At 72.1% G+C, this 19,751-nt stretch carries 12 protein-coding genes and 1 riboswitch; of the genes, 4 read left to right on the top strand and 8 right to left on the bottom strand.

Annotated elements, in window-relative coordinates:
* Window positions 1–89 precede the first annotated feature (89 nt).
* Window positions 90–1,616, bottom strand: coding sequence for a S8 family peptidase (locus ACYVKF_RS19555; RefSeq protein WP_460968649.1), 1,527 nt, complete (start codon window positions 1,614–1,616; stop codon window positions 90–92).
* 163 nt (window positions 1,617–1,779) lie between these two features.
* Between ACYVKF_RS19555 and ACYVKF_RS19560 the strand changes: the two genes are divergently transcribed.
* Together ACYVKF_RS19560 and ACYVKF_RS19565 are read left to right on the top strand one after the other, a co-directional pair.
* The gene (locus ACYVKF_RS19560; RefSeq protein ID WP_460968651.1) at window positions 1,780–3,468 is read left to right on the top strand and encodes a DNA polymerase; all 1,689 of its coding nucleotides are present in this window, start codon (window positions 1,780–1,782) and stop codon (window positions 3,466–3,468) included.
* A 71-nt stretch (window positions 3,469–3,539) separates the two neighbouring features.
* The gene (locus ACYVKF_RS19565) at window positions 3,540–4,340 is read left to right on the top strand and encodes a DUF1206 domain-containing protein (protein ID WP_460968653.1); all 801 of its coding nucleotides are present in this window, start codon (window positions 3,540–3,542) and stop codon (window positions 4,338–4,340) included.
* A 112-nt stretch (window positions 4,341–4,452) separates the two neighbouring features.
* Here ACYVKF_RS19565 and ACYVKF_RS19570 read toward each other — a convergent pair whose 3' ends face one another.
* Complete coding sequence (locus tag ACYVKF_RS19570) at window positions 4,453–5,376, bottom strand: PAC2 family protein (RefSeq protein WP_460968655.1); 924 nt, start codon at window positions 5,374–5,376, stop codon at window positions 4,453–4,455.
* A 213-nt stretch (window positions 5,377–5,589) separates the two neighbouring features.
* Between ACYVKF_RS19570 and ACYVKF_RS19575 the strand changes: the two genes are divergently transcribed.
* Together ACYVKF_RS19575 and ACYVKF_RS19580 are read left to right on the top strand one after the other, a co-directional pair.
* The gene (locus ACYVKF_RS19575) at window positions 5,590–6,219 is read left to right on the top strand and encodes a TetR-like C-terminal domain-containing protein (protein ID WP_056914977.1); all 630 of its coding nucleotides are present in this window, start codon (window positions 5,590–5,592) and stop codon (window positions 6,217–6,219) included.
* Window positions 6,220–6,333: 114 nt separating this feature from the next.
* Window positions 6,334–7,884 (top strand): MFS transporter, encoded by a 1,551-nt coding sequence (locus tag ACYVKF_RS19580; RefSeq protein WP_460968656.1) that lies wholly within the window; start codon window positions 6,334–6,336, stop codon window positions 7,882–7,884.
* Between the two features lie 80 nt (window positions 7,885–7,964).
* Here the strand turns inward: ACYVKF_RS19580 and hrpA are convergent, their stop codons facing one another.
* From hrpA to ACYVKF_RS19610, 6 genes are all read right to left on the bottom strand, one after another.
* Window positions 7,965–11,888 (bottom strand): ATP-dependent RNA helicase HrpA, encoded by a 3,924-nt coding sequence (hrpA, locus tag ACYVKF_RS19585; RefSeq protein ID WP_460968658.1) that lies wholly within the window; start codon window positions 11,886–11,888, stop codon window positions 7,965–7,967.
* A 283-nt stretch (window positions 11,889–12,171) separates the two neighbouring features.
* The gene (locus ACYVKF_RS19590) at window positions 12,172–13,491 is read right to left on the bottom strand and encodes a bifunctional o-acetylhomoserine/o-acetylserine sulfhydrylase (protein WP_056918110.1); all 1,320 of its coding nucleotides are present in this window, start codon (window positions 13,489–13,491) and stop codon (window positions 12,172–12,174) included.
* Between the two features lie 113 nt (window positions 13,492–13,604).
* Window positions 13,605–13,717: riboswitch (SAM riboswitch) on the bottom strand.
* A 106-nt stretch (window positions 13,718–13,823) separates the two neighbouring features.
* Window positions 13,824–15,575 carry an L-lactate permease gene (locus ACYVKF_RS19595; RefSeq protein WP_056918111.1) on the bottom strand — a complete coding sequence of 584 codons (1,752 nt, stop codon included), beginning with the start codon at window positions 15,573–15,575 and terminating at the stop codon, window positions 13,824–13,826.
* A gap of 55 nt (window positions 15,576–15,630) precedes the next feature.
* Window positions 15,631–17,022 (bottom strand): (Fe-S)-binding protein, encoded by a 1,392-nt coding sequence (locus ACYVKF_RS19600; protein WP_460968660.1) that lies wholly within the window; start codon window positions 17,020–17,022, stop codon window positions 15,631–15,633.
* Window positions 17,022–18,275: an FAD-binding oxidoreductase gene (locus ACYVKF_RS19605; RefSeq protein WP_460968662.1), complete on the bottom strand. Its 1,254-nt coding sequence runs from the start codon at window positions 18,273–18,275 to the stop codon at window positions 17,022–17,024. Before ACYVKF_RS19605 ends, ACYVKF_RS19600 begins: the two co-directional genes overlap by 1 nt.
* Entirely contained in the window at window positions 18,275–19,732 is a 1,458-nt protein-coding gene (locus ACYVKF_RS19610) for an FAD-linked oxidase C-terminal domain-containing protein (protein WP_056914982.1), read from the bottom strand. Before ACYVKF_RS19610 ends, ACYVKF_RS19605 begins: the two co-directional genes overlap by 1 nt.
* Window positions 19,733–19,751 lie beyond the last annotated feature (19 nt).

The following is a 19,751-nucleotide window of genomic DNA, read 5'->3' on the forward strand; positions in this document are numbered from 1 at the left end:
GCCCGGTATGGCGCGGGGAGACGACGAAGCCGCGGCCCCCTCAGGGGACCGCGGCTTCGCGCCGTTGAGCTGCTCGGTCGGCTGACCGGTCAGCGCACCGCGTCGAGGGCGTCGACGATGCCCTCGCCGTAGTAGCTGTTGTCCGAGGCCGGACCGGTGCACGGGATGCTCGTGCCGCCCTCGGGCGCGGCGCACGCGCGGTCGTCGGCCTGGGCGCGCAGCTTGGCGACCATCTGCTCCGGCGTCCACGTCGGGTGCGCCGACTTCATCAGCGCCAGCACTCCCGCGACGTGCGGGGACGCCATCGAGGTACCGCTCTTGGTGCCGTAGCCGTTGTTCGCCACGACGGTCGACAGGATGGTCCGACCCGGTGCGGCGACGTCGATGACGCCGAGGCCGCGGTTGCTGAACGACGCCAGCTGCTCGGCGCGGTTGGTCGCCGAGACGGTCACGACACCCGGCAGCTCGGTCGGGATGTCCTTGCAGCCGTTGTTGATCTGGCGCGGGATCGGCGTCGTGTCGTTGGGGCTCGCCGTGTCGTTGGTCTTGTTGGCGAGGTCCTTGGCGGAGTTGCCGGCCGCCGCCGCATGGACGACACCGCGCTTGGTGGACCAGGCCACCGCACGACTCACGGACTCGAGGACGGCAGCCTGGTCGGGCTGGTCACCGCACCAGAACTCCATCGGGTCGATGTAGTAGCTGTTGTTGGTGACGTCCATCTTGTGCTGGCCCGCCCACACGAAGCCGCAGATGGCGTACTCCGGGTAGATGAAGCCGTCGTCGTTGACGACCTTCACCGCAGCCATGCGCACGTTGGGGGCGACCCCGACGATGCCGACTCCGTTGCGCGCGGCGCCGATGGTGCCGGCCACGTGCGTGCCGTGGTCGGAGGTCGTCGGGTACCACGAGCCGGCCGACTGGTCCGGCCGCCCTGCGCCGGTGCAGCTCACCGAGTCGGCGACGTCGATGTTGGCGGCCAGGTCCGGGTGGTCGGGGTCGATGCCGCTGTCGAGGACACCCACGACGACGTTGCGGTCGCCGTCGGTGATCTTGTGGGCCTGGTCGGCCTTGATCTGCACCATGTCCCACTGCTCGGCCTCGCGGGGGTCCGCCGCCGGCGCGGCGGGAGTGGTCATGGCGCCGGACAGGTCGCCGTTGGCCGGCTTGGCGTGGCCCTGCTTGTAGCCCGAGGCCCCCGGGCCCCACGAGGCGCCCAACCCGGTCGGCGTGCCCTCCTTGACGGGCGCGGTGCGGCTGGCTCCCACGGACTGGACGGCGTTGCCACCGTGCTTGCGCACATCGCTGCGGAAGGCGGCGCGGTCGGAGTGGGCGATGACGACGCCGATCTGGGGCCACGACTGGACGACGACGCCGCCCGAGGCCACGACGGCCTTCTCGACGAGGGCGGTCTGCCCGGGGTTCGCGACCTTGGCGTTGACGACGTAGCTCATCAGGGTGCCGTCAGGCGTGACGACGGGGACGGGCGTCGACGCGTCCTGCGCCGTCGGCGAGGCGCTGGCGCTGCCCGACGCGAACATCGCGGTCGCGAGCAGCGCGGCCGAGGCCGCGAACGCCGCACCGGCGAGTCGTCGTGGTCGGTGGGTCCTGTGGGACATGGGGATGCCTCCTGGTGTGGGGGGGGTGGTGCACCGGCCCTGCGGATCGGGCCTCCCGGCACTCTGCCCGATTGGCCCGGCGTATGGGGGTTTGCCCGCTCTTCAATCGTTCACCGGTCCGCCCGGCCGAGGTGTCCGGGCGACCTGACAGGATGGCGCTGCCATGGCCTCTCCCCTCGTCGCGTTCGTGACCGCACCCGACGGTCGGGTGGCGCTCGTCGGCCCCGAGGCCTCGAGCGTGCTGACCGCGGCCGACGCCGCCGCCCGCGCGCAGGAGCTCGTGGCGCAGGGGAGCACGCGGTTCGTCTGGTGGGCCGCCGCCGTGGACGCCGCGCCCCTGGTGGCGGCCCGCGTGCCCCTGGCCCGCGGCTGGGACGTCGCCGAGGCGCACCGCCTGCTGTTCGGCGGGTGGGACGCCTCACCGCAGACCGCGTGGGCCGCCGTGCACGGCCTGGATCGCGGCGCCCTCCCCGAGGCCTCGCGGGGCGACCTGTTCGACTTCCACACCGCCGACGAGTCGCCCACCGACGGGGTCGTGCGCCCCGATGCCTACCTCACCCCCGACGCAGGGACGCCGACGTGGCGGCCGCCGGACCCCGTGCTGCTCGCCTGGGGCCGGGCCGCGATCGACTGCGCCACCGCCCAGGCCACCGCCCTCGAGTCCGTCGGGCCGCGCAGCGTCGCTGCGGCCCACTCGGAGTCGGCCGCGGCATACCTCTGCGTGGAGCTGGCCCGCGACGGCCTCCCCATCGACCGGGGCGCCGCCGAGGCGCTGATCGCTGCGAGCGCCGGCCCCCGTCCCACCGACGAAGGCGACGCACGGCGGATCCGGGCCGAGCGCGACGCAGCGGTGCTCGTGCACACCCCCGGGCGGGAGTCCACCGACCTGCGCAACCCCGTCCAGGTGCGCGAGCTGCTGGCCTCGGTGGGGGTCGTCGTGCCCAACACCCGCAAGTGGGTGCTCGAGCCGTTCCGCGACACCCACCCGGTCGTGGGCGCGCTGCTGGAGTGGCGCAAGGCCGAACGCATCGCCACGACGTACGGCCACACCTGGCTCGACACCCACGTCGGGCCCGACGACAGGCTCCGCGGAGGATGGACCGCGTGCGACGGTGCGGCCGGGCGGATGACCGCCCAGAACGGCCTGCACAACCTCCCCGCAGCCCTGCGCCCCGCCGTGGCGGCGCGCCCCGGACACGTCTTCGTCCGGGCCGACCTCGGGCAGATCGAGCCCCGGGTGCTGGCCGTGGTCGCCGGTGACGCGGCGTTCGCCGCCGCGACCCGGGCGGACGACCTCTACGCCCCGGTCGCCGCCACCCTGGGGGTCGAGCGCCCGGTCGCCAAGATCGCCGTCCTCGCCGCGATGTACGGGCAGCGCAGCGGCGCAGCCGGCGAGGCCCTCAAGGGGCTCGAGCGCGCCTACCCCGTCGCCATGGGCTACCTCGACGACGCGTATGCCGCCGGGGTGCGTCGCGAACCCCTGCGCACCTTCGGGGGCCGGCTGATCCGCCTGGACACGGTCCTGGCCGACGTGCCGGTCGAGGGGGCTGCGGCCCACGACGCGGCGCGCGGCCGGTTCGCCCGCAACGCGGTCATCCAGGGCAGTGCGGCCGAGCTGTTCAAGGCGTGGGCGGCCACGGTCCGTGCGACCACCCGCGACCTCGGTGCGCAGATCGTGCTCTGCCTGCACGACGAGCTGCTCGTCCACGTGCCGCAGGAGCACGCCGAGGAGGCCAGGGCGCGGGTGGTGACCGCCCTCGACGACAGCGCCCGCCGCTGGACCGGGTCGACCCAGGTGCGGTTCGTCGCCGACGCCTCGGTGATCCACCGCTGGTCCGAGGCCAAGGACTGAAGCGTCCGGCCGGTCGAGGCAATCCCTCCGCCGGGCCATCTTCGGCCCCGGTTGGTGGTTAGGTGTCCTCCATGGATGGACACGACGTCAAGCGGGCGGCCTCCCAGGCCTCCGACCACCCGGCCCTCGAGGCCGCTGCGCGGGTGGGCTACGCGACGAGTGGGATGCTGCACCTGCTCATCGGCTGGATCACCCTGCAGATCGCGTTCGGCGGCGGGGGCAAGAACGCCGACCAGAGCGGCGCCCTGTCCTCCCTCGCCGGCAACGGCGCCGGGAGGGCCGCCCTGTGGATCGGTGTGGTCGGGTTCTTCGGGCTGGCCCTCTGGCAGGTCGCCGACGCCATCGTCGGCCACCCCGGTGACGACACCGACGCCTGGGGTGGTCGGGCCAAGGCCGGCGGCAAGGCCGTCGTCTACCTCGCCCTCGCGTGGTCGGCGTTCGGGTTCGCCCGTGGCAAGGAGAGCAGCAGCCGCAAGCAGAGCGTCGACTTCACCGCCAGCCTCCTCGACAAGCCCGGGGGCCGGGTCCTCGTCATCATCATCGGCATCGCCGTCATCGCCGTCGGCGCCTACCACGTCTACAAGGGCGCGAAGAAGAAGTTCCTCGAGGACCTCGTCGACCACCCCGGCACCTGGGTGACCCGTGCCGGACAGGTCGGCTACATCGCCAAGGGTGCGGCCCTGGTCATCGTCGGGTTCCTCTTCGCGGCCGCCGGGTTCCACAGGAAGGCCAAGGAGGCCAGCGGTCTCGACGGGGCCCTGAAGTCGCTGCGGGACGAGGCCTTCGGGACCACCCTGCTGGTCATCATGGCGATCGGGTTCGCCGCCTTCGGTGTCTACAGCTTCGCCCGCGCCAAGCACGCCAAGGTCTGACGCGCCATACCTCCGCGTGTCCGGCTGCTGCCGGGCACCGCGGGTCAGGACCCCCCGCACAGAGCGAGGCCCCCGGCAGGTGCCGGGGGCCTCGTGCGTCCTGTGCCGCGGGTCAGCTCGCGGACGGACCCTCGTCGGAGACGTCGCGCAGGAACTGCTCGAACTCCGCACCGATCTCGTCGGCCGACGGGAGCTCGCTCACGTCGGTGGCGAGCAGGCTCGGCTTCTGGCGTCCCTCGCTGAAGGTGTCGTACTGGCGCTCCAGCGCCGCGATGACCTGCGAGACCTCCTCCGAACCCTCGACCTCACGGGCGATCTCCGCCCGGTTGAGGCCGGCTTGGGCGATGAGGTCGTCGGTCGGCAGGCTGAGGCCCGTCGCCCCGGTGATGGCGTTGAGCGCGGTCACGGCACCATCGGCGAACTCCGCCTGGGCGAGGTAGTGCGGCACGTGGACGGCGAAGCCGATCGCGTCGTGGCCGGACTCCCCGAGGCGCAGCTCGAGCAGCGAGGACAGGCTGCCCGGGACCTCGATCCGCCCGAAGGGGTTGTCCTGGGCGGGCACGAGCCGCGGGTCGGTGGCGTGCGACGTCAGCCCGATCGGGCGGGTGTGCGGCACGGCCATCGGGATGCCGTGGGCGGTGACGACCAGGTCGACCCCGAGCAGGACCACGAGCTGGCGCACGGCCTCGGTGACCCGCTCCCACTGGAAGTCCGGCTCGGGACCGGTGAGCAGCAGGTAGGGGGTGCCGTCGCGGTCGGTGAGCCGGTGCAGGGCCAGGCAGGGGTCCTCGTAGCTCAGCCACCGGTTGGTGTCGAACACCATGGGAGGACGTCGACTGCGGTAGTCGATCAGCTGGTCGGTGTCGAACGCCGCGACGACGGTGGACTCGGCGGTCGCGAGCAGGTGGTCGGTCAGCAGCCGCTGGGTGTGTCCGGCGTCCATGAAGCCGCCGAGGGCGACGACCATGACGGAGGCGCGCAGCTCCTCCGGGTCGGTGTCGGTCTCGAAGTGGTAGAGCTCGGATGGGTTCAGCACGATGACTCCAGCGGTGGGATCTCGGGTGGTTCGCGATCTGGCGTACGGCGTTCCTCGTCGTACGACAGTGCCAACGCCTCAGCATGACAGGGGATTCCGGGCAGCGGCCCCGGTGTTCGGCGGAGAAACCATGAGCAGGTTGCGGGAATGGATCCCGGCGTTCTACTGTTCGGATGAAACGAAACAGTTTCGTATCATCCAAGGACGGCAGACGTGACCACCACCAGCACGACCCCCACCACCGAGGAACCGGCCCGCAGCCGCCCCCGGGTCGAGGGCGAGCGCGAGCGCGAGATCCTCGAGGCGACGCTCGAGGCGCTGGTGGAGCACGGCTACGACCGGCTGAGCTTCGACGCGGTGGCCGCGACGGCCAAGGCGTCGAAGGCGACGCTCTACCGTCGCTGGCCGACCAAGGTCGACCTCGTCGTCGACGCCATGCAGCTCATGCTCGGCGTCGAGGCGGACCGCCACCCCGACACCGGCAGCCTCCGCGGTGACCTCATCGCGCAGGCGTGCGCCAAGGGCGGCCTGTCCGACGACCGCCCGATCAAGGTCTTCGGGTCGCTGATGAACGCCATGCAGCGCGAGCCCGAGCTCCACGACGCCATCATCACGCGCCTCATCGGGCCGAAGATGGCTGCCGCGGTCCGACCCTTCCGCGCTGCCCAGCAGCGCGGGGAGATCGGCGACGACGCCGACCTCGACACGTTGGCGCGCCTGCTGCCGGCGATCTCCATCCACGAGGCGATGCTGACGGGGTCCCACCCCTCGCAGGACCGGCTCGTCACCCTGGTGGACAGCGTCGTCCTCCCGGCCTGCGCAGCGACGCTGCCGCGCGACTGACCGCACCCAGCACCACTCACCACCTCACCCGTACCAGCTCACCCGTACCAGCTCACCCACACGGCTCCCCCGCACTCGGCGGGCGGCACCTCCTCACCACCCAAGGACACACCCATGTCATCCACCTCTGCGATCGAGCACGCCTCGACGCCCGAGAGCACGGAGTCGTCGAAGGCTCCGAAGCGGCTCGGACTCGCCCTGACGGTCATCAGCGCCGCCCAGCTCATGGTCGTCCTCGACGGCACCATCGTGAACATCGCCCTGCCCCACCTTCAGACCGACCTCGGCTTCACGCCGGGCAACCTGTCCTGGGTGGTCAACGCCTACACGCTGGCCTTCGGTGGCCTGCTCCTGCTCGGTGGTCGCCTCGGCGACCTGTTCGGCCGGCGCAAGGTCTTCATGACCGGCGTCATCGTCTTCGCCGTCGCCTCCCTCATCGGAGGCATCGCCCAGACCGAGGCCATCCTGCTCGGCGCGCGCGCCCTGCAGGGTGTCGGTGCGGCGCTCGCCTCCCCCACGGCGCTGGCCCTCATCACCACGACCTTCCCCGCCGGCCAGGCGCGCAACCGCGCCATGGGCGTGTATGCCGCCATGTCCGGTGCCGGCGCGGCCATCGGCCTCATCCTCGGTGGTGCGCTCACCGAGGCGTCGTGGCGCTGGACCTTCTTCATCAACGTGCCGATCGGCCTGCTCGTCGTCTTCCTCGCCCCGCGCGTCCTGCGTGAGTCCGAGCGCGGCCGCGGCAGCCTCGACGTCCCCGGCGGCATCACCGGCACCGCCGGACTGGTCTCGCTCGTCTACGGCCTGACCCACGCCGCCTCCACCTCGTGGACCGACGGCGTCACGATCGGCACGCTCGTCGCCGGTGTCCTGCTGCTGGCCCTGTTCATGGTCATCGAGGTCCGCTCGGAGCACCCGCTGCTGCCGATGCGCATCCTCCAGGACCGCACGCGTGGCGTCTCCTTCATCGTCATGCTCGTCGTCGGTGCCGCGATGTTCTCGATGTTCTACTTCCTGGGCCTCTACATCCAGCAGGTGCTCGGGTACTCCCCGCTCAAGGCCGGCTTCGCGTTCCTGCCGTTCTCGTTCGGCATCGTCATCGCGGCGCAGGTCGCTTCGGGCCTGATGACCCGCGTCGACCCGCGCTTCATCTCGGGCACCGGTGCGCTGCTCGCCTCCGGTGCGATGTTCGGGTTCTCCCGGCTCGAGGTCGACAGCTCCTACGCGGGTCACCTGCTGCCGTTCATCATCCTCATGGCGTTCGGCATGGGCCTGGTCTTCGTCCCGATGACCCTCACGGCCGTGGCCGGGGTGGCGCAGGAGGACTCGGGCGTCGCGTCCGCCGTCCTCAACACGATGCAGCAGGTCGGTGGCTCCCTGGGCCTGGCGACCCTGAGCACCGTCTTCGCCAGCGCGCTCACCGACCGCGCCGGTGTGCTCGGCGCCGAGCTGCAGACCAAGGCGGCCGCGGGTGGCATGTCCCCGGACCAGATCGCGCAGGCGAAGGCGTTCATCGGCCTGCAGGCGCAGACCTACGGCTCGGGCAAGGCCTACCTCGTGGGCGCGACGATGATCCTCGTCGCCGCCGCGATCACGTTCGGGTTCCTCAACGTCAAGCACGAGAAGCTGTCGACCGAGGGCCACGAGAACGTGCACCTCGCCTGACCCGGCCTGACCACGCTGCTCCGGGTGCCCGAGGGTGCGGATCCCCGCACTCCCGGGCACCCGGACGTGGTTGTGGGGGGTCAGGTGTCGAGCGCCGCGATGGCGGCGCGGATCCGCTTCTCCGACACGGGGTATGCCGTCCCGATCCCGTTCGCGAACAGGCTCACCCGGAGCTCCTCGACCATCCACCCCACGTCCCGGACGGGCGTCGAGCGGCGGTCCACGGGCGGCAGGGAGTCGAGCAGGTCGGCATAAGCGATCTCCATGCGGTCCACGACCTCCTGGCTGGCGGCGTCGCGGGCCAGTGCGGCGGGTGACGAGGGGGCCTTCTCGAGCCGCTGGGCCATGGCGCGCAGGTAGCGACGCAGGTGCGGCAGGTGCGCCAGTCCCGTGTCGGCGACGAACCCCTTGTAGACGAGGCTGTCGAGCTGCGCGCGGACGTCGGCCACCAGGGCCGCCGTCGCCGGGGCGGTGAGCCGCTCCAGCGCGGCACGCACCTCACGCGCGGCGCCCAGCACCGGCTCCACCTCGTCGACGACGAGCAGCACGCGCGTCGCGACGTGGGTGCGCACGGTCGCCAGCACGTCCTCGAACGCCTCGGGGCTCCGCACACTGGCAGCCGTGCCGGCGCGCTCCGCCACGAGGGCGTCGACGGCGCACGCGAGGCAGTCCTCGAGCAACGCCGGGACCGAGCCGTGCGGGTTGTCGCCGAGGGTGAGCTTCTGGGTGTTGCTCAGGCGGGCGAGGACGCGCTTCCACGGCGCGGTGGTGTTGAGCAGCAGCAGCCGGCGCACCCCGAGGGCGGTGGCGGCCTGCGCCTCGCGCTCCCCCGCGAGCACCTGGAGGTCGACGCCCTCACCGCGGTCGACGAGGGCGGGGTACCCCTGGACGACCTGCCCGCCGGACCGGGTCTCGAAAGTCGTCGGCAGCTCGCCGAAGTCCCACTGCCGCAGCCCCTTCCGCTCCACCGAGGCACCGGCGCGTGACATCCTGCGCTGGACCTGGCCGGCCAGCTCGTCCTGGAGGGCGGCGAGGTCCTTGCCGCTGCCGAGCACCCGGCCGCGGTCGTCCTCGACGCTGAACGTGATGCGCAGGTGGTCGGCGACCCGCTCGACGCCCCAGTCCTCCGGCGGGATCCGTGTGCCGGTCTGGGCGTGCAGGACCCGGGCCAGCTCCTCGTCGAACCGGCGCCCACCTCCGGGGTGCACAGCGGTCAGGGCGGCGGACGCGTGGTCCGGGGCCGGGACGAAGTGGCGCCGGGTGGCCTTGGGCAGCGCGCGGATCAGGGCGGTCGCGAGGTCGGTGCGCAAACCCGGTACCTGCCAGTCGAACCCCTCGTCCTGCACCTGGTTGAGCACCTGGACGGGGATGTGGACCGTGACGCCGTCGGCCGCGGTGCCCGGCTCGAACTGGTAGGTCACGCCGAGCTCGAGGGCACCCTGGCTCCACGTCCTGGGGTAGTCCTCGGCGGACACCCCGTCCGCCGAGTCGCGGGTGAGGAACTCCTCGGTGAAGGTCAGCAGGTCGGGCGTCTCCTTGCGGGCGTCCTTCCACCAGCGGTCGAAGTGCCGCTGCGAGACGACCTCGGCCGGCACGCGCTGCTCGTAGAAGGTGACGAGGTCCTCGTCGTCGACGACGATGTCCCGACGGCGCGCCCGCTCCTCGAGTTCCGAGAGTCGTTTCAGGAGAGCCTCGTTCGCACGGAAGAACGTGTGGTGGGTCTCCCAGTCGCCCTCCACGAGCGCGTGCCGGATGAACAGCTCGCGCGACTCCTCGGGGTTGATCCGCGCGTAGCTGACCGTGCGGGCGGCGACGAGCGGCACGCCGTACAGGGTGACGCGCTCGGTGGCCTGCGCCGCTCCCTGCTTGCGGGACCAGCGCGGTTCCGAGTAGCTGCGCTTGACCAGGTGCGGCGCCAGCCGCTCGGCCCACACGGGGTCGATGCGCGCGTTGGTGCGGGCCCAGAGGCGGGTCGTCTCGACGAGCTCGGCGGACATGACGAACGTCGGCTGCCGCCGGAACAGCGTCGACCCCGGCGAGATGCCGAACCGTGCACCGCGGGCGCCGAGGTAGTCGCGCTTGGCCTCGTCCCGGAGCCCGACGTGCGACAGCAGCCCGGCGAGGACGGCCTGGTGGATGACGTCCGGGTTGGCGTCCTCGCCCTCGGCCGAGGTGGCCTGCCTCGGGTCGATGCCCACGTCCTGGCAGGCCTTGCGGAGCTGGCTGTGCAGGTCCTGCCACTCGCGGACCCGGAGGTAGTGCAGGAACTCGTTGCGGCACATGCGCCGGAAAGCGCTGTGGCTCAACGCCTTCTGCTGCTCCTTGAGGTAGGCCCACAGCAGGAGGAGCGACATGAAGTCGGAGTGCTCGTCCTTGAACCTCGCGTGCGACTGGTCGGCCTGGGTCTGCTTGTCGGCCGGGCGTTCGCGCGGGTCCTGCATCGACAGGGCCGCGACGATGACGAGCACCTCGCGGGTGCACCCGAGCTTCCCCGCCTCGATGAGCATCCGGCCGAGGCGCGGGTCCACGGGGAGCCGGGCGAGGGAGCGTCCGTACGGCGTGAGCTGCCGCCCGCGGCGCCCCTCGTCCTCGGAGTCGAACGCCTGCAGCTCCTCGAGCAGCCGCACACCGTCGGCGACCTGGCGCGGGTCGGGCGCGTCGACGAACGGGAACCGGCCGACGTCCCCGAGGCCGAGCGAGGTCATCTGGAGGATGACGGACGCCAGGCTGGTGCGCTGGATCTCGGGCTCGGTGAACTCGGGGCGGCTGTCGTAGTCCTCCTCCGAGTAGAGCCTGATGCAGATGCCGTCGGCCACGCGCCCGCACCGGCCCGAGCGCTGGTTGGCACTGGCCTGCGAGATCGGCTCGATCGGCAGCCGCTGCACCTTGGTGCGCTGGCTGTACCGGGAGATGCGCGCGGTTCCCGCGTCCACGACATACCGGATGCCGGGCACCGTCAGGGACGTCTCGGCGACGTTCGTGGCCAGCACGATCCGTCGTCCGCTGGCCCGACCGAAGACCTTGTGCTGCTCCGCGGCGGAGAGACGGGCGTAGAGCGGGAGGACCTCGGTCTGCGGGAGCTTCATCGACGTCAGCGCGTCAGCGGTGTCGCGGATCTCGCGCTCCCCCGAGAGGAACACGAGGATGTCGCCCTCGCGGTTCTCGGTCCACAGCTCCTCGACGGCCTCGCACACCCCGGTCACCTGGTCGCGCTCGGGGTCGTCGGGGCGGTCGGGGTCGACGAGGGGGCGGTAGCGGTGCTCGACGGGGTAGGTGCGCCCCGACACCTCGATGACCGGCGCGGGCTCCCCCGTCCGCGCATCAGCGAAGTGCTCGGCGAAGCGCTGCGGGTCGATGGTCGCCGAGGTGATGACGACCTTGAGGTCGGGCCGGCGCGGCAGCAGCTGCTTGAGGTAGCCGAGGATGAAGTCGATGTTGAGGGACCGCTCGTGCGCCTCGTCGATGATGATCGTGTCGTACTTGCGCAGCATCCGGTCGCGCTGCATCTCGTTGAGCAGGATGCCGTCGGTCATCACCTTGACCAGCGTGCTGTCGCTGCTCTGCTCGGTGAACCGCACCTGGTAGCCGATGGCCGTGCCGAGCTCGACCTCGAGCTCCTCGGCGATGCGCTCCGCCACGGACCTGGCGGCGATCCGCCGCGGCTGGGTGTGGCCGATCAGGCCTGCCTGCCCACGACCGACCTCGAGGCAGATCTTCGGCAGCTGGGTGGTCTTCCCCGACCCGGTCTCCCCCGCCACGATGACGACCTGGTGGTCGCGGATGGCGGCGGCGATGTCGTCCTTGCGGGCGACGACCGGCAGGTTCTCGGGGTACCTCAGCTCCGGGACCGGGGGCGGCACCCGCACCGGTCGGGAACCCCGGCCTTCCCGGTCCCCGCGACGGGGACGGCGTCCCCGAGGCCTGCGGGTGCCCCGGGCCGCACCGTCACCACCTGCGTCCTCCGACCGGACGGCCCCGGGCTCGGTGGCGTCGACGGAAGGCATGCAGGCCAGCATACGGAGGCCGCTGGGCCGTCACCCCGTGCCGCCCCCGCCATCCACGACGCCGTCCCCGCCATCCACGACGCCGTCCCCACCCCCGTCCCTCGAGACGTCGGTGGGCTGGCGCGGGCACCACTCAGCAGAGGGTGCTGCCCTTGGGCCACGGTGCTCCCTGTCCCGTGTGCAGCAACCTCTGCTAGCAGAGGTTGCTGCACACGGCGTCGGGGCGAGGGCTGGGGCGTGGGGTCGGGGCGAGGGGGTTCGTGCTGCGGCTGCGGCGCGCCGGTCAGGCGCCCTTGGCGGAGATGAAGCCCTGCTCGAGGTCGGCGAGGATGTCGTCGATGTGCTCGATACCCACTGCGAGCCGCACCAGACCCGGCGTCACCCCGGCGGCCAGACGGTCGCTGTCGGGGCCCTGCGAGTGCGTCGTGGACGCCGGGTGGATGGCCAGCGACCGCACGTCACCGATGTTGGCGACGTGGCTGTGCAGCTGGAGCGCCTCGACGAACCGCCGACCCGCGTCGACCCCGCCGACGATCTCGAAGGCCAGCACCGCCCCGGCCCCGCGAGGGGTGTACTTCTTCGCCTTCTCGTAGGACTCGTGGTCGGGCAGCGACGCCCAGACGACCTTCTCGACCTGGTCGTGGCCCTGGAGGAACTCGGCGACCTTGTGGGTGTTCTCGAGGTGGCGCTCGATCCGCAGGCTGAGCGTCTCGATCCCCTGGGCGATGAGGAACGCGTTGAACGGCGACGCCGACGGCCCGAGGTCGCGCAACAGCTGGACCCGGGCCTTGAGGATGAACGCGAGGTTGGCCCCGAGGGGGCTGCCGACGCCGAGGTCCCGGGCGAAGACCAGCCCGTGGTAGCTCTCCTCCGGGGTGTTGAAGTTGGGGAACTTCTCCGGGTCGGCGGCGTAGTCGAAGGTGCCGCCGTCGACGATGACACCGGCGATCGAGGTGCCGTGGCCGCCGAGGTACTTGGTCGCCGAGTGCACGACGATGTCGGCGCCCCACTCCAACGGGCGCAGGAGGTAGGGGGTGGCGATCGTGTTGTCCACGATCAGCGGGACCCCGGCCTCGTGGGCGACGGCCGCGACACCTTCGATGTCGAGCACCTCGGACTTGGGGTTCGCGATCGTCTCGCCGAAGAACAGCTTCGTGTTGGGCTGGACCGCGGCCTTCCACGACTCGAGGTCGTTGGGGTCGGCCACGAAGCTCACCTGGATGCCGAACTTGGGCAGCGTGTGCTTGAGCAGGTTGTAGGTGCCGCCGTAGAGCGACGGGCTGGCCACGACGTGGTCGCCGGCCTCGGCGATGTTGAGGATCGCCAGCGTCTCGGCCGCCTGCCCCGAAGCGACGAGGAGGGCCGCGACCCCACCCTCCAACGAGGCGACGCGCTGCTCCACCGCGTCCTGCGTGGGGTTCATGATGCGGGTGTAGATGTTGCCGAACTCCTTGAGCGCGAACAGGTTCGCCGCGTGCTCGGTGTCCTTGAAGACGTAGGACGTCGTCTGGTAGATCGGCAGGGCGCGAGCCCCCGTGGCCGAGTCGGGCTCCTGGCCCACGTGGATCTGGCGGGTCTCGAACGACCAGTTGGCGTTGCTCATGTCACTGACCTTCACTCTCGTGCCGCGTGGGCGGCGTCGGCGTGGTCCGTCACCGAGGGTGGAGTGCTGCAGGTCGCCACCGTCAGAAACGGTGCGGGACACGTGGTTGGGGTCTCCCGCGCTTGCGCACGGCAGGTGCCGTGTGCCTGGTCCTCACCCGGGGCACCCCACCGCGGAGGAGGGTTGCCGGCCAGCGAGCCGGGGCTTTCCGCTGGCACTCATGACCTGTGGAGAGGGTATGCCGCGTCGTCACCGACGCGGCATACCCGTCTCTCATCGCGGACCGGTCGGTCCGCCCGCCACCGAACCTCACGAACGCGTCATGCCGCCCGTCAGGGGAGCATCCAGCCGAGCACCGCGGTCGACTGCAGGAACACGATCACGCACATGAAGGCCAGGAACCCCAGGCTCCAGCCGACGACCTTGCGGAACAGGTCGCCCTCGCGCCCCGACAGACCCACCGCGGCAGCGGCGATGGCGAGGTTCTGCGGCGAGATCATCTTGCCGAGGACCCCGCCGGACGAGTTCGCTGCGGCCATCAGCGCGGGGCTGAGCCCGACGTCCTTGGCCGCCGAGACCTGCAGCGCGCCGAAGAGCGAGTTCGAGGAGGTGTCGGAGCCGGTGACGGCGACACCGAGCCACCCGAGGATCGGCGACAGGATGGCGAACGCCGAGCCCGCACCCGCCATCCACGAACCGAGGCTCGCCGTCTGGCCCGAGGCGTTCATGACGTAGGCCAGGCCGAGCACCGCCATCACGGTGAGGATCGCGGACGCCAGCTGCCGGTAGGTCGCGCCGTAGGCCCGCAGCGCCTTCGCCGGGGAGATGCCGATGGCCGGGATCGTCAGCAGGCCGGAGAGGAGCATGAGGGTGCCGGCGGCGCTGAGCCAGTTGAGCTTGAACGTCGGCAGGGTGGACGCCTTGCCGGAGGCCGTCTGCAGCCCGTCGAGGCCCGGCCACCCGAACGACCGCGTCGGGGCGTCCAGCGCACCCTTGATGCCGGGCAGCTGGGCGAGGATGAACAACGCGATGATGATGAGGTACGGCGCGTAGGCCTTGACCACCTCGCCGGTGCTGTCGACCTTGCCCTCGTCGCGGGCGGCCAGGTCGTGGGCCGAGGTGGAGGGCACGGGTTCGTCGTGCCGACGTACCTCGCCCCGACGCGTGCCCGAGGCGGCGGTCGCACCCGTGGAGCGGGCGGCGCCGCCGGTGCTGCTGCTGCGGGCCCCGACGAGCTCGTCGTCGTCGGTCTCGGTCTCGACGTAGGTGTCCGAGGGCTGCCAGACGCGCAGGAGGACGACGACGGACAGGGCCCCCACGAGGGCCGCGACGATGTCGGTCAGCTGGGTCGACAGGAAGTTGCTCGTGGCGAACTGCGCCACGGCGAAGGCGATCCCGCACGTGAGGGTGGCCGGCAGGGTCGCCCGGACGCCCTTGCCCTTGTCGACGATGTAGACCAGCGCCATCGGCACGAAGACGCCGAGCAGCGGGGTCTGCCGGCCCACGATCTGGGCGAGGTGGTGCTCGGACTCGCCGCTCACGGTGGCGAGCGTCGTGATCGGCACGGCCAGCGCCCCGAACGCGACGGGGGCCGTGTTGGCCACCAGGGCGACGACCGCGGCCTTCATCGGGCGGAACCCCAGGGCGATGAGCATGACGCTGGTGATCGCCACCGGCGTCCCGAACCCGGCCAGCGCCTCGAGCAGCGCCCCGAAGCAGAACGCGATGATGACGGCCTGGATCCGCTGGTCGTCGCTGACCTTGGCGAAGGACCGCCGCAGCACGTCGAAGTGCCCCGTCTCGACGGTCATGTTGTAGACCCAGATGGCGTTGATGACGATCCACAGGATCGGGAAGAAGCCGAAGGCGGCGCCCTCCAGCCCGGCCGACAGGGTCGCGCCGACGGGCATCGAGTACGCGGTCAGCGCCACGACGATCGAGACCGCCAGCGAGATCAGGGCGGCCTTCCACGCGGCCAGGCGCAGCACGCCGAGCAGGACGAACAGGGTCAGCAGCGGCAGCATCGCCACGAGGGCGGTGATGGTCAGCGAGCCGGCGACGGAGTCGAGTTCCGGTCTGTACATGGGTCACCTCGTTGTGAGACGTGTCCTTGCGGACACGGGAGTGGGGCGGGTCGCGTCAGGTCGTGGTCGGCCTCCCGGGGGTGCGTCCGGGCGCCGGGGCGCCGAGGTCGGCGGGTCGTCGTCCGCGGATCGAGGCGTCGAGCACCTCGATGGTGTGGGCGAGGGGCATGGGGGTGCCCGACCGCTCGAGCGCGGAGTGGATCTGCATGAGGCACCCCGGGTTCGCCGTGACGAGCAGGTCCGCACCGGTGCGACGGACGTTGGCCGCCTTGAGGTCGCCGAGCTCCTGGGCGGTGCCGGGGTTGAGCAGGTTGTAGATCCCCGCGCTGCCACAGCACAGCGACCCGTCCGGGACCTCCCGCAGCTCCAGCCCCGGTATGGCGCCGAGCAGCTGCCGCGGCTGGCTGCGGATCCCCTGCGCGTGCCCGAGGTGGCAGGCGTCGTGGTAGGCGACGCTCACCTCGAGCGGGTGCCGGGTGGCCACCGGTCCGACCTCGGCGAGGAACTCGCTGACGTCACGCACCTTCGCCTCGAACGCCTCGGCCCGGGCGGCGTAGGCGGGGTCGTCGGCGAGCAGCGCGGCATACTCCTTCATCGCGGAGCCGCACCCCGCGGAGTTGACGACGACGTGCTCCACGCCGGCCGCCTCGAACGTGTCGACGAGGCTGCGGGCGAAGGCTGCTGCCTCGGGCTCGCGGCCGTTGTGCGCCGAGAGGGCGCCACAGCACCCCTGCCCCGCCGGGGCGAGGACGTCGAAGCCCTCGGCCGCCAGCACCCGCGCCGTGGCGGCGTTGACGCCGGGGAAGAACTCCCGCTGCACGCAGCCGAGGAGCATGCCGACCGTGCCCCGCCTGGCCCCACGCGCCCGGGTGACCTCGGCGACCGGCACCGGGCGGCCGAGGGGTGGGGCGAGCGCCTCCATCGCCGCCAGCTGCGGCGAGATCCGTTGCAGCACACCGGACCTGCGCAACAGACGGGAGAGCCCGGAACGCTGGTGCAGGCGCAGCGGGCCACGCAGGGCACGGAGCCGGCGCGGGTAGGGGAACACGGCGAAGATGGCCGATCGCAGGAGCCGCTGGGCCGGCGGCCTTGTGGTGTTGCGCTCCACCTGCGCCCGCGTCGCGGTGATGAGCTCGTCGTACTTCACGCCGGAGGGGCAGGCGGTCACGCAGCCCATGCAGCCGAGGCAGGCGTCGAAGTGGCCGGCCACCTCGGGCGTCAGGGGTTCGCCCTCGCGCACCTGCGCCATGAGGTGGATGCGTCCGCGCGGCGAGTCCATCTCCTCGCCCCACAGCACGTAGGTGGGGCAGCTCGGCAGGCAGAAGCCGCAGTGCACGCAGTCGGCGAGCAGCTCCGCCGACGGCGGGCGGTGCGCGTCGAACGACCCTGCGTGGTGGGGGTCGATTGGTCCACCGGACCCGGGGGCAGGGTTCGTCGTGCTGGTCATCAGATGCCTCCCACGAAGCGGCCCGGCGCCAGGACGCCGCCGGGGTCGAAGCGCTGCTTGACCGAGCGCATCAGGTCGAGGGCCGTCGCGGGCCCCCAGACGTCGAGGCGGTCGCGGACGGCGTCGGGGGCCTCGAGGACGACGACGGCGCCCCCGAGGGCCGCCGCGGTGGCCCGCAGGTGGTCGACCGCTGCGACCACGGTCGTGGCCTCACCGTCGAGGACGGCGCAGCCGACGCCGACCGCGGGCGAACCCCGGTAGGACGCGAGGACGCCGCAACGCTCCCGGAGGTCGCCGGTGGCGCGCAGCAGTCGCCCCGCCCCGGCGATCTCGTGGGTGACCCGGACCAGGGTGCGGCCGCTTCCTCGGTCCGGGGGCCCCTCGCGTTCCAGGTCCTCACCCCACCACGGCGGCGCGCTGCCCGAGACGTGGGCGCCGTCGCCCAGCTCCCGGGCGACGTTGGCTGCACACTCCTCCGTGGCCTCGGCGTGGCCCTCGAGCAGCGCCGCGACCGTCCCGGTGGCACCGTCCCAGTCGACCTCCACCGCGACCGGCACCTGCTGGCTGTGCACGAGCGACTGGACGGCATCCTGCGCCGCGTCGGGCCCGTCCACGGACACGGTCACCCAGCGCCGCTCCCCCGGGACGGGGTGCAGCCGGAACGCGACCTCGGTGATGACACCGAGCGTGCCGAACGACCCGGTGAGCAGCTTGGCGAGGTCGTACCCCGCCACGTTCTTGACCACCTTGCCGCCGCTCTTGGCGACCACCCCGTCCGCGCGCACGAGCGTCATGCCGATGACGAGGTCGCGAACTGCCCCGTGCCGCAACCGCATCGGGCCACTCGTCCCCGTCGCGACGGTCCCGCCGATGGTGCCACTGCGCGTCGGGTCGATCCCGAGCCGCTGCGCGGAGGCGGCAACGTCCTCCTGCAGCGTGGCCAGGGCCCGCCCCGCACCGGTGACCAGGATGAGGTCCCCGGCCGCGTGCTCGACGAGGCGGTGGAGGCGGGTGGTGTCGAGGACGACGTCCAGCCTCCGGGGCGGGTTCCCCCAGCGCAGCTTGGTCCCGCTCCCCCGCGGCACGACCGCGAGCCCCGACGCCGAGGCCGCGGACATGACGGCCGAGACCTCCGCCGTCGTGGCGGGCGACGCCACCCAGCGCGGCGCCATACCGAGGACCGTGTCGTCGTCGGAGGCCTCGGTGACGTGTCCGTCGCACGCGCGCAGGAGTGCGTCCGGCACGACGCCCATCAGAAGACCTCCGCCACGCCGGACTCGGCCAGCGGGTGGACGCCCTGGTGCCGACCGGGGCGTTCACCGCAGAGGCGAGGCGTCGGGAAGATCTTGCCGGGGTTGGAGATCGACTCGGGGTCGAACGCGCACCGCACGAGCTGCATGGTGTCGAGGTCGTCGTCGGTGAACATGCGCGGCATGAACTTCGCCTTGTCGCTGCCGACCCCGTGCTCGCCCGTGATCGAGCCCCCGTGCTCGATGCAGAGGTCGAGGATGGCGCCGGAGACCTCCTCCGCCCGCTCGCCCTCCCCCGGCTTCGACTCGTCGAACAGCACGAGGGGGTGCAGGTTGCCGTCGCCTGCGTGGAAGACGTTGGCGACACGGACGCCGGACTCCGTCGACAGCTCAGCGATCCGGCGCAGCACCTCCGGCAGCGCGGTCCGCGGGATGACCCCGTCCTGCACGATGTAGTCCGGACTGATCCGGCCCACCGCGGCGAAGGCCGACTTGCGCCCCTTCCAGAACAGCGCGCGCTCGGCGTCGTCCTGCGCGATGCGGATCTCGAAGGCGTCGGCCTCCCGGCAGTGCCGCTCCACCTCGGCGAACACGTGCCGCACGTCGACCGCCGGGCCGTCGATCTCCACGATGAGCACCGCACCCGCACCCGCGGGGTAGTCGCAGTGCACCGCCGCCTCCGCCGCCTCGATCGCCAGCGCGTCCATCATCTCGATGGCCGCCGGGATGACCCCGGCGCCGATGATCGCCGACACGGCGGCCCCGGCCTGGTCGGTCGAGGCGAACGCCGCCAGCAGGGTGCTCACGTCCTCCGGCGTCCGGGTCAGGCGGACGGTCACGCGGGTCGCGACCCCGAGGGTGCCCTCCGAGCCGACGACCGCACCGAGCAGGTCGTAGCCCGTCGGGTCGGGGGCCTTGCCACCGAGCTCCACCACCTCGCCCTGAGGGGTGACGAACTCCAGGCCCGTGACGTGGTTCGTGGTGAAGCCGTACTTGAGGCAGTGCGCTCCCCCGGAGTTCTCCGCGACGTTGCCGCCGATGGAGCAGACCTGCTGGCTCGAGGGGTCGGGGGCGTAGTAGTAGCCCTCCGGGCGGGTGGTGTCGCTGAGCTGGAGGTTGATGACCCCGGGCTCGACGACCGCGCGCTGGTTGGCCCGGTCGACCTCGAGGATCTGTCGCATCCTGCTCAGCACGATGAGGACACCGTCGGCGTGCGGCAGGGCGCCCCCGGACAGCCCGGTCCCCGAGCCGCGGGCCACGAACGGGATGCCCGCCCGGGCGCACTCGGTGACGGCCGCGGCGACGTGCGCGGTGCACTCCGCCAGCACGACGAGGGCCGGGACGACCTTGTAGTGCGTCAGCCCGTCGCACTCGTAGGTGCGCAGCTGCTGCCGGTCGGTGATGACGGCGTGGTCACCCACGAGGGTGCGCAAGCGTCGGGCGAGGACGTCGGTGTCCATGGGGGGATGCCTCACGATT

It is taken from the genome of Pedococcus soli, assembly GCF_054782575.1.

Excerpts from the sequence above, each read along its gene's own strand:
- ACYVKF_RS19555 (WP_460968649.1), bottom strand. The coding sequence starts at position 1,616 with ATGTCCCACAGGACCCACCGACCACGACGACTCGCCGGTGCGGCGTTC.
- ACYVKF_RS19560 (WP_460968651.1), top strand. The coding sequence starts at position 1,780 with ATGGCCTCTCCCCTCGTCGCGTTCGTGACCGCACCCGACGGTCGGGTG.
- ACYVKF_RS19565 (WP_460968653.1), top strand. The coding sequence starts at position 3,540 with ATGGATGGACACGACGTCAAGCGGGCGGCCTCCCAGGCCTCCGACCAC.
- ACYVKF_RS19580 (WP_460968656.1), top strand. The coding sequence starts at position 6,334 with ATGTCATCCACCTCTGCGATCGAGCACGCCTCGACGCCCGAGAGCACG.
- hrpA (WP_460968658.1), bottom strand. The coding sequence starts at position 11,888 with ATGCCTTCCGTCGACGCCACCGAGCCCGGGGCCGTCCGGTCGGAGGAC.
- ACYVKF_RS19590 (WP_056918110.1), bottom strand. The coding sequence starts at position 13,491 with ATGAGCAACGCCAACTGGTCGTTCGAGACCCGCCAGATCCACGTGGGC.
- ACYVKF_RS19595 (WP_056918111.1), bottom strand. The coding sequence starts at position 15,575 with ATGTACAGACCGGAACTCGACTCCGTCGCCGGCTCGCTGACCATCACC.
- ACYVKF_RS19600 (WP_460968660.1), bottom strand. The coding sequence starts at position 17,022 with ATGACCAGCACGACGAACCCTGCCCCCGGGTCCGGTGGACCAATCGAC.
- ACYVKF_RS19605 (WP_460968662.1), bottom strand. The coding sequence starts at position 18,275 with ATGGGCGTCGTGCCGGACGCACTCCTGCGCGCGTGCGACGGACACGTC.
- ACYVKF_RS19610 (WP_056914982.1), bottom strand. The coding sequence starts at position 19,732 with ATGGACACCGACGTCCTCGCCCGACGCTTGCGCACCCTCGTGGGTGAC.